Annotated in this window: 6 protein-coding genes; 4 read left to right on the forward strand and 2 right to left on the reverse strand. The window is 57.3% G+C overall.

All coding sequences use genetic code 11. From position 1 onward, the window contains the following. The first annotated feature begins 88 nt into the window (after window positions 1-88). Complete coding sequence (locus A936_RS19255) at window positions 89-988, forward strand: DMT family transporter (RefSeq protein WP_008460731.1); 900 nt, start codon at window positions 89-91, stop codon at window positions 986-988. A gap of 49 nt (window positions 989-1,037) precedes the next feature. Here A936_RS19255 and A936_RS19260 read toward each other — a convergent pair whose 3' ends face one another. Continuing rightward, window positions 1,038-1,706 (reverse strand): DUF3313 domain-containing protein, encoded by a 669-nt coding sequence (locus A936_RS19260; RefSeq protein WP_008460733.1) that lies wholly within the window; start codon window positions 1,704-1,706, stop codon window positions 1,038-1,040. 88 nt (window positions 1,707-1,794) lie between these two features. After that, window positions 1,795-2,910 carry a MurR/RpiR family transcriptional regulator gene (locus tag A936_RS19265; protein WP_008460735.1) on the reverse strand — a complete coding sequence of 372 codons (1,116 nt, stop codon included), beginning with the start codon at window positions 2,908-2,910 and terminating at the stop codon, window positions 1,795-1,797. 249 nt (window positions 2,911-3,159) lie between these two features. On the opposite strand from A936_RS19265, the gene A936_RS19270 reads away from it, so the two are divergent. The 3 genes from A936_RS19270 (at window position 3,160) to celB (ending at window position 6,242) form a co-directional block, all read left to right on the forward strand. Next, complete coding sequence (locus A936_RS19270) at window positions 3,160-3,465, forward strand: PTS sugar transporter subunit IIB (protein ID WP_008460736.1); 306 nt, start codon at window positions 3,160-3,162, stop codon at window positions 3,463-3,465. A gap of 16 nt (window positions 3,466-3,481) precedes the next feature. Then, window positions 3,482-4,783 (forward strand): 6-phospho-beta-glucosidase, encoded by a 1,302-nt coding sequence (locus A936_RS19275; protein ID WP_008460738.1) that lies wholly within the window; start codon window positions 3,482-3,484, stop codon window positions 4,781-4,783. Window positions 4,784-4,874: 91 nt separating this feature from the next. Further along, a complete protein-coding gene (celB, locus tag A936_RS19280; RefSeq protein ID WP_008460739.1) occupies window positions 4,875-6,242 on the forward strand; it encodes a PTS cellobiose transporter subunit IIC in 1,368 nt (455 codons plus the stop codon). The last annotated feature ends 166 nt before the right edge of the window (window positions 6,243-6,408 follow it).

The following is a 6,408-nucleotide window of genomic DNA, read 5'->3' on the forward strand; positions in this document are numbered from 1 at the left end:
AGAATATGCAAGTCGCTGGCCCGGATGAAAGTCGCAGAGCGGAAAAAAAAGGAGACTCGTCATCTGGTTTTGACTGACGAGAACAACAATGAACGCTTTGCTTTATATTCTGGTGGTGGTGATTTGGGGAACGACCTGGATTGCCATTTACATGCAACAGGGGGTCGTTTCAGTTCCCGTGTCTATTTTCTGGCGCTTTGCCGTGGCGGCCGTGGTGATGCTTGTTGTGCTGCTCGCGCTGGGTCGCCTGAAGCGTATCGGGCTCAAAGACCACCTGTTTTGCGTCCTGCAGGGCGCGTGCGTGTTCGGCTTCAACTTCTTCTGTTTTTATCACGCGGCGGCCTATATCAGCTCCGGTCTGGAGTCGGTGATCTTCTCGATGGCGGTGCTGTTCAACGCCTTCAACAATTTTCTGTTCTTCCGCAAGAAACCGTCTCCCCGCGTATTGCCCGCCGCCGCGCTGGGCATTGCCGGCATCGTGGCCCTGTTCTGGCACAGTCTTGCCGCCACACAACTGGCGCCTTCGCTGCTGATCGGCATCGGCCTTAGCGCGCTCGGCACCTTTGGTTTTTCTCTGGGGAATATGATCAGTGCCCGCCATCAAGGCCGGGGCCTGGAAACGCTGTCCACCAATACCTATGCGATGTTTTACGGCACCGCAATTATGGGCGTCGTGGCGCTGGCGAGCGGCGAATCGTTTATGCCGGATTTCACCGTGCGCTACATTGGCTCGCTGCTTTATCTGGCGATTTTTGGTTCGGTGATAGCCTTTGGGGCCTATTTCACCCTGGTAGGCCGCATCGGGGCGAGCCAGGCCGCCTACAGTACGCTGCTCTTCCCGCTGGTGGCGCTGACGCTGTCGACGCTTTACGAAGGGTACGTCTGGCACGCGAACGCCGTGCTTGGGCTGGCGATGATCCTGCTGGGTAACCTGGTGATGTTTGCTAAGCCGGAACAGTGGCTGCCGTGGCGGAGAAAGCTGGCGTAATAAAAAACCGCAGCTTGTTCAGGGCTGCGGTTTTTGTTTGCAAAAAAGGTTATTTATTCGGCACGTCAAACATCGTGGCATCGGTGGCCAAATCATCCACAACCTGTTTCAGGGTATCGACGGTGACTTTTGCATTTTCGTTGCTGAGCGTTTTCCCTTCGCCCTTACGGACCACGCGTAAAACGGGTTTATTGGTTGCCGCATCAATCAGTTCGCCTTCGAAATAGAGATCGGTATTCATGGTGCGGTGCCCGGTGGCCATTTGCGTGCCTGCGACAACCATCGCAATCGGGATCACCTCATAGAACTGCAGCCCTTCTTTGCTGCTGTCCACGCCGGTGATCGCGCCCCGGAAAATAAGGCTGTGCGGGCCTGGCGTCGTGACCAGCGGTTTCCGCTGCGCCGCCGCGGCTTTTAATTTGGTGTTGGTGTACGCCAGCAGACCATCCAGCGTGTTCTGGCCTATTTGGGTCGTGGGCCTTGGCGTCGGGTAGTAGATCACCGGATTGTAGACCAGGCTGTCGTAGTTGCCGGGTTTGAAGTTCGGGTCAACCCAGCGCATAACGGTTTTACCGGTAGCTGATTTTGTCTCCTGCAGACCGGAGTAATCTTTTAGAAACCCAGAGTATTTTTCCGGCGCGGTGGTTTTTGAAGCACACCCCGCCAGCGCTAATAAACCTGCCAGACAAGCCACTTTAAAATACGTTTTGCTCCGCATCGTTTGATCCTGTTTGTGGGTATAAGCCTTTCAGGTATAGCAAAAAACGACACTTTGTGTGGGGGTTAAGCGGCCTTGACGTCAAAACTCAGATCGCGCGCTCATCGCCGGGGGCGGCAAGCCCATCGCAAAGCAGGTCAACAATCAATAATGCGCCGTAATGCCCTTCCCCGGGAGGCAGCCAGACGTCACCGGCCTGCCCCACGCTGGCGGGATCTTTCGTCACCATAACGATGGCTGCGCCCTGCCGCCTGGCCTGCTGCACGGCCGCTAACAAGGTGCTGTCCGGCGTCGAGCTGGCAAAGACGATCATCGCCTGCTCGCGATTCAGCATTGAGGCGGTGAAGCTCATCAGGGCAGGATCATAACAGACGCTGGCGGGCTGGCCCTGCGTCAGCAGGCGGTACTGCAAAAGGCTGGCAAAAGGCGTGTCTGCCGCGCCTGCGCTGAAAATATGAATCGCTTTCGCTTGCTTCAGCAGCAAAACGGCGCGCGAAACATTAGCTTCCGGAAGCGTTTCCAGTTGCTGAGTTAGCGCCTGCTGGATGCCGCTCAACCGCTGTTGCCAGGAAGCCGGTAGCTCGCTACCCGGTATGGCGGTGCTGGCCTGCGCCAGCTTCATGCGTAGATCACGAATATCGTCGCAGCCTGCGGCTCTGGCAAAGCGCGTGATAGTGGCCGGACTGACGCCCGCCGCCTGGGCAAGCTGGTCGATTGTCGCCGACGACGCAAAGCCCGGATCGTGCAAAATAGCCTGCGCAACTCTGGCTTCCTGCTGGCTGAACTCCGCCAGCCGCTGGCGGATCCGGCTGATAATGTCGCCCTCAGCATCCCGCCCTATGGAATGAGAAAAGCGTTCCAGCACGTCTTTCGCCACGCCGCCCCGGTTGGCCAGAAACTGCAGCGTGTCATTATCCACCCAGGCGGCATCCCCCAGCAGTTGAGACGGCGCTGCCAGCAAATCCTGTACCCGGCTGTCGTGCTGCTGGTGGCGAACCTGGCCGAGGAAATCATTCATATCGCTGCAGCCGATGGTGCGCGCGAACTGCTGGAGCGTGGCCTGACTGACACCCGCGCGCGCCGCCAGCTGCTCCATGGTGGCATCCGGTAGCTGGAAGAAATTCTCCAGAAAAAAGCGGGCCAGCCGCGTTTCCTGGGGAGAAGAGTCGGCTAACCCATGGACCAGGTGATAAACAATATCCATCGCTGAAAGGTTCCTTGTGTCTGCGTCACAGGCGGATAAATCATCATAATGCGTTGAAATTATTTTTCAATTAACTTTGCCGCGATGCCTTGCCGCCGTTTCACCCTCCTCCGTAAAAGTCTTGTTATTCCTTTAACATTCGGGAAACCAATAATCCAACGCAGATCACGGTCATGAAAATAATTTTCATACATGCTGAATAAACGCACTGTTGTTTGAAACACGTTTTCAATTTGAAGGATAAAGGTAATGAAAAAGATCATGTTGTGTTGTGCCGCAGGGATGTCCACCAGCATGCTGGTGCAAAAAATGCGCGCCGAGGCCACAAAACGCGCCCTGGACATTCAAATTGACGCGGTGTCTGTGGCCGAAATTGAAAGTCACCTGCAGAGCGCCGACGTGGTGCTGCTCGGCCCTCAGGTGCAGTTCGAACTGGCCCGCCTTTCCGAGCTTTCGGCTCCTCTCGGCAAACCCGTGGCGGTGATCGACATGATGGATTACGGCACCATGCGCGGCGACCGCGTGCTGGATAAAGCCATAACTCTGATGGCCTGATAACCGGGAGAAACCAATGAAAATTACCGTTGTGGGCGGGGGCAGCAGCTACACCCCGGAACTGATTGAAGGCCTGATTCTGCGCCATGCCGCCCTGCCGATGACGGAGCTGGCGCTGGTGGATGTAGAAGCGGGCCGCCAGAAGGTTGAAATCATCGCCGCGCTGGCTCGCCGCATGTTCGATAGCAAAGGGCTGGAGCAGGTCAAAGTGACGGTGCATTACGAACCAGACGCTGCGATTGTGGGTTCCAGCTTTGTGCTGACCCAGCTTCGCGTGGGGCAACTGCCCGCTCGCGCCGCCGACGAACGCCTGGGCCTCAGCCACGAACTGCTAGGCCAGGAGACCACCGGCGTCGGTGGTTTTGCAAAAGCACTGCGTACTATTCCGGTGATGCTGGACATTGCTAAACGCGTGGAGCGCCTGGCCCCGAATGCGTGGATTATTAATTTCACCAACCCGGCGGGGATCGTCACCGAGGCAGTTTCCCGCTACAGCGCCGCCAACATTGTTGGCCTGTGCAACGTGCCGGTGACCATGCACCACACCATCGCTGACATGCTCCAACTGCCTTACGACAAAGTCACGCTGCGCTTCGCCGGGCTCAACCACATGGTGTGGGTGCACGAGGTGATTGCCGATGGGAGGGACGCGACCGCCGAGGTGATTGAGATGTTGTGCGATGGCGAGCAGTTGTCGATGAACAACATCAAAGCGATTCCGTGGCCGCCAGCCCTGCTGCGAGCCCTGAAAGCGATCCCTTGCCCGTACCACCGCTATTTCTGGCAAACCCGCACCATGCTCAAAGACGAGCTGGCGGATGCGGCGAACGGGAAAGGCACCCGCGCCGAACAGGTAATGAAAGTCGAGGCCGAGCTGTTTGAGCTGTACGCCAACCCGCAGCTCGACAAAAAGCCGGAGCAGTTGAGCCAGCGCGGTGGCTCGTTCTATTCCGAAGTGGCCCTGGAGCTTATCGACGCCCTGCACAATAACCTCGGCAAGCAGATGGTGGTGAATACCGCCAACAACGGCGCTATTCAGGGGCTGCCGGACGACGCGGTGATTGAAACCAACTGCGTGATCGACGCGCTGGGGGCCCATCCGCTGGCATTCGGCAAACTTCCTCCCCTGATGAATGGCCTGACCCAGCAGGTGAAAGACTTTGAACGACTGACGATTGAAGCGGCGGTCCACGGCGATAAACAGCAGGCGCTCCTGGCCCTGATAGCGAACCCGCTGGTGGCTGACGTGAATATCGCTCAGGCGTTGCTCGATGAAGTGCTTGCAAGCAACAAGGCGTGGCTGCCGCAGTTCAATTAGCGCCGCTTACCGGTGGGCGATGCTTTACGTCCACCCCACAACAGAAATCAATAACAATAATGCCCGGCCATGCGCCGGGACAGGGGTAACCGTGTCCGCAAAGAAATCGTTTCTTGAAAAATATGTGCTGCCCGTGGCGCTGAAAATCGCCGGGCAAAAGCACGTGCTTTCCGTCCGCGACGGGATCATTCTGAACATGCCTTTCATGCTGATTGGCTCGTTCTTCCTGATTTTCGCCTATCTGCCGGTGCCGGGTTACCCCCAGCTAATGACCGATCTGTTTGGTGCCACGTGGCAGACCAAGCTGCTTTATCCGGTCAAAGCGACCTATGACATCATGGCGATTATTTCGAGTTTCGGGATCGCCTATCGTCTGGCCGAAAAATACCGCACCATCGACCCGCTCACCGCCGGGGCGGTGTCGCTGGTAGCCTTTATCATGACCATCCCGCAGAACATCATGTTCACTCCGCCGTCCGGGGGGCCCGCTGAGTTTGTGAAGGGCGTGCTGCCCATGGGGCAAATTGGTAGCCAGGGGCTGTTTGTCGCCATTCTGATCGCCCTGCTTTCTACCGAAATTTACCGGTTTATCAGCAACCGTAATCTGGTGATCCGCATGCCGGAGGGCGTGCCGCCTGCGGTAGCAAAATCGTTCCTCGCGCTGGTGCCGGGTTTTTGCGTGTTGGCCGTGGTGCTGGCGCTTCGCCTGCTGGTGGAAGCCACGCCGTTTGGTGACATCAACACCATGATCACCGATCTGGTCGGCATTCCGATGAGCCACATTGGCGGCTCGTTACCGGGAATGATCGTGTCGGTGATCCTGATTGGTATTCTGTGGACGCTCGGCCTGCACGGCGACACCATCGTGCTGGTGTTTATCCGCCCGGTCTGGCTGACCAATATGTCCGAGAACCTGGCGGCATTCCAGAACGGCCTGCCTATCCCGCACATCATTACCCAGCAGTTCTATGACCTGTGGATCGCCCCTGGCGGCACCGGGGCGCTGTTAGGTCTGGTGATCTTTATGCTGATCCGCAGCCGCAGTGTGCAAATGAAGCAGCTGGGTAAAATTGCCGCACCGGGCAGCCTGTTTAACATCAGCGAACCGATGGTGTTTGGCATTCCTCTGGTGATGAACCCGTACCTGGTGGTGCCGTTTATTTTGACCCCGGTGGTGCTGGTGATTGTCTCCTACACGGCGATGGCAACAGGTCTGGTAGCGCCGCCTGCGGGGATTGCGCTGCCGTTCACCACGCCGATTATCGTCAGCGGCTATTTAGCGACAGGCGGCCATGTTTCCGGCTCGATTCTGCAGATTGTGAACCTGGCTATCTCGCTGGTGATGTATTACCCGTTCTTCCGGGTCTGGGATAACCTGAAATTCCGCGAGGAACAACAGGCGAATCAGGCGACGGCAACTGCGCCGGTTGAGGCGGTGAGCGAGCGTAGTACGGTGTAGCGGTTAATTGGTGTTCAGGAGGTTCCGTTCACCTCAAGTACAGCTTCGACCTCAGCCACCGCACCAGTGAACGTCTTAGGGGAGCCACCGTCACTCCCCTAAGAACCCGGACTCCCGGCCAAATAAATCGACCGCGTGAGCGGCAAACCTCCATTTTATCTCCCAG

Origin of the sequence: Enterobacter sp. Ag1 (genome assembly GCA_000277545.1) — a bacterium.
Classification (GTDB): Bacteria; Pseudomonadota; Gammaproteobacteria; order Enterobacterales; family Enterobacteriaceae; genus Cedecea.

Coding starts and splice junctions, on each gene's coding strand:
- A936_RS19255 (WP_008460731.1), top strand. CDS start 89: ATGAACGCTTTGCTTTATATTCTGGTGGTGGTGATTTGGGGAACGACC.
- A936_RS19260 (WP_008460733.1), bottom strand. CDS start 1,706: ATGCGGAGCAAAACGTATTTTAAAGTGGCTTGTCTGGCAGGTTTATTA.
- A936_RS19265 (WP_008460735.1), bottom strand. CDS start 2,910: ATGGATATTGTTTATCACCTGGTCCATGGGTTAGCCGACTCTTCTCCC.
- A936_RS19270 (WP_008460736.1), top strand. CDS start 3,160: ATGAAAAAGATCATGTTGTGTTGTGCCGCAGGGATGTCCACCAGCATG.
- A936_RS19275 (WP_008460738.1), top strand. CDS start 3,482: ATGAAAATTACCGTTGTGGGCGGGGGCAGCAGCTACACCCCGGAACTG.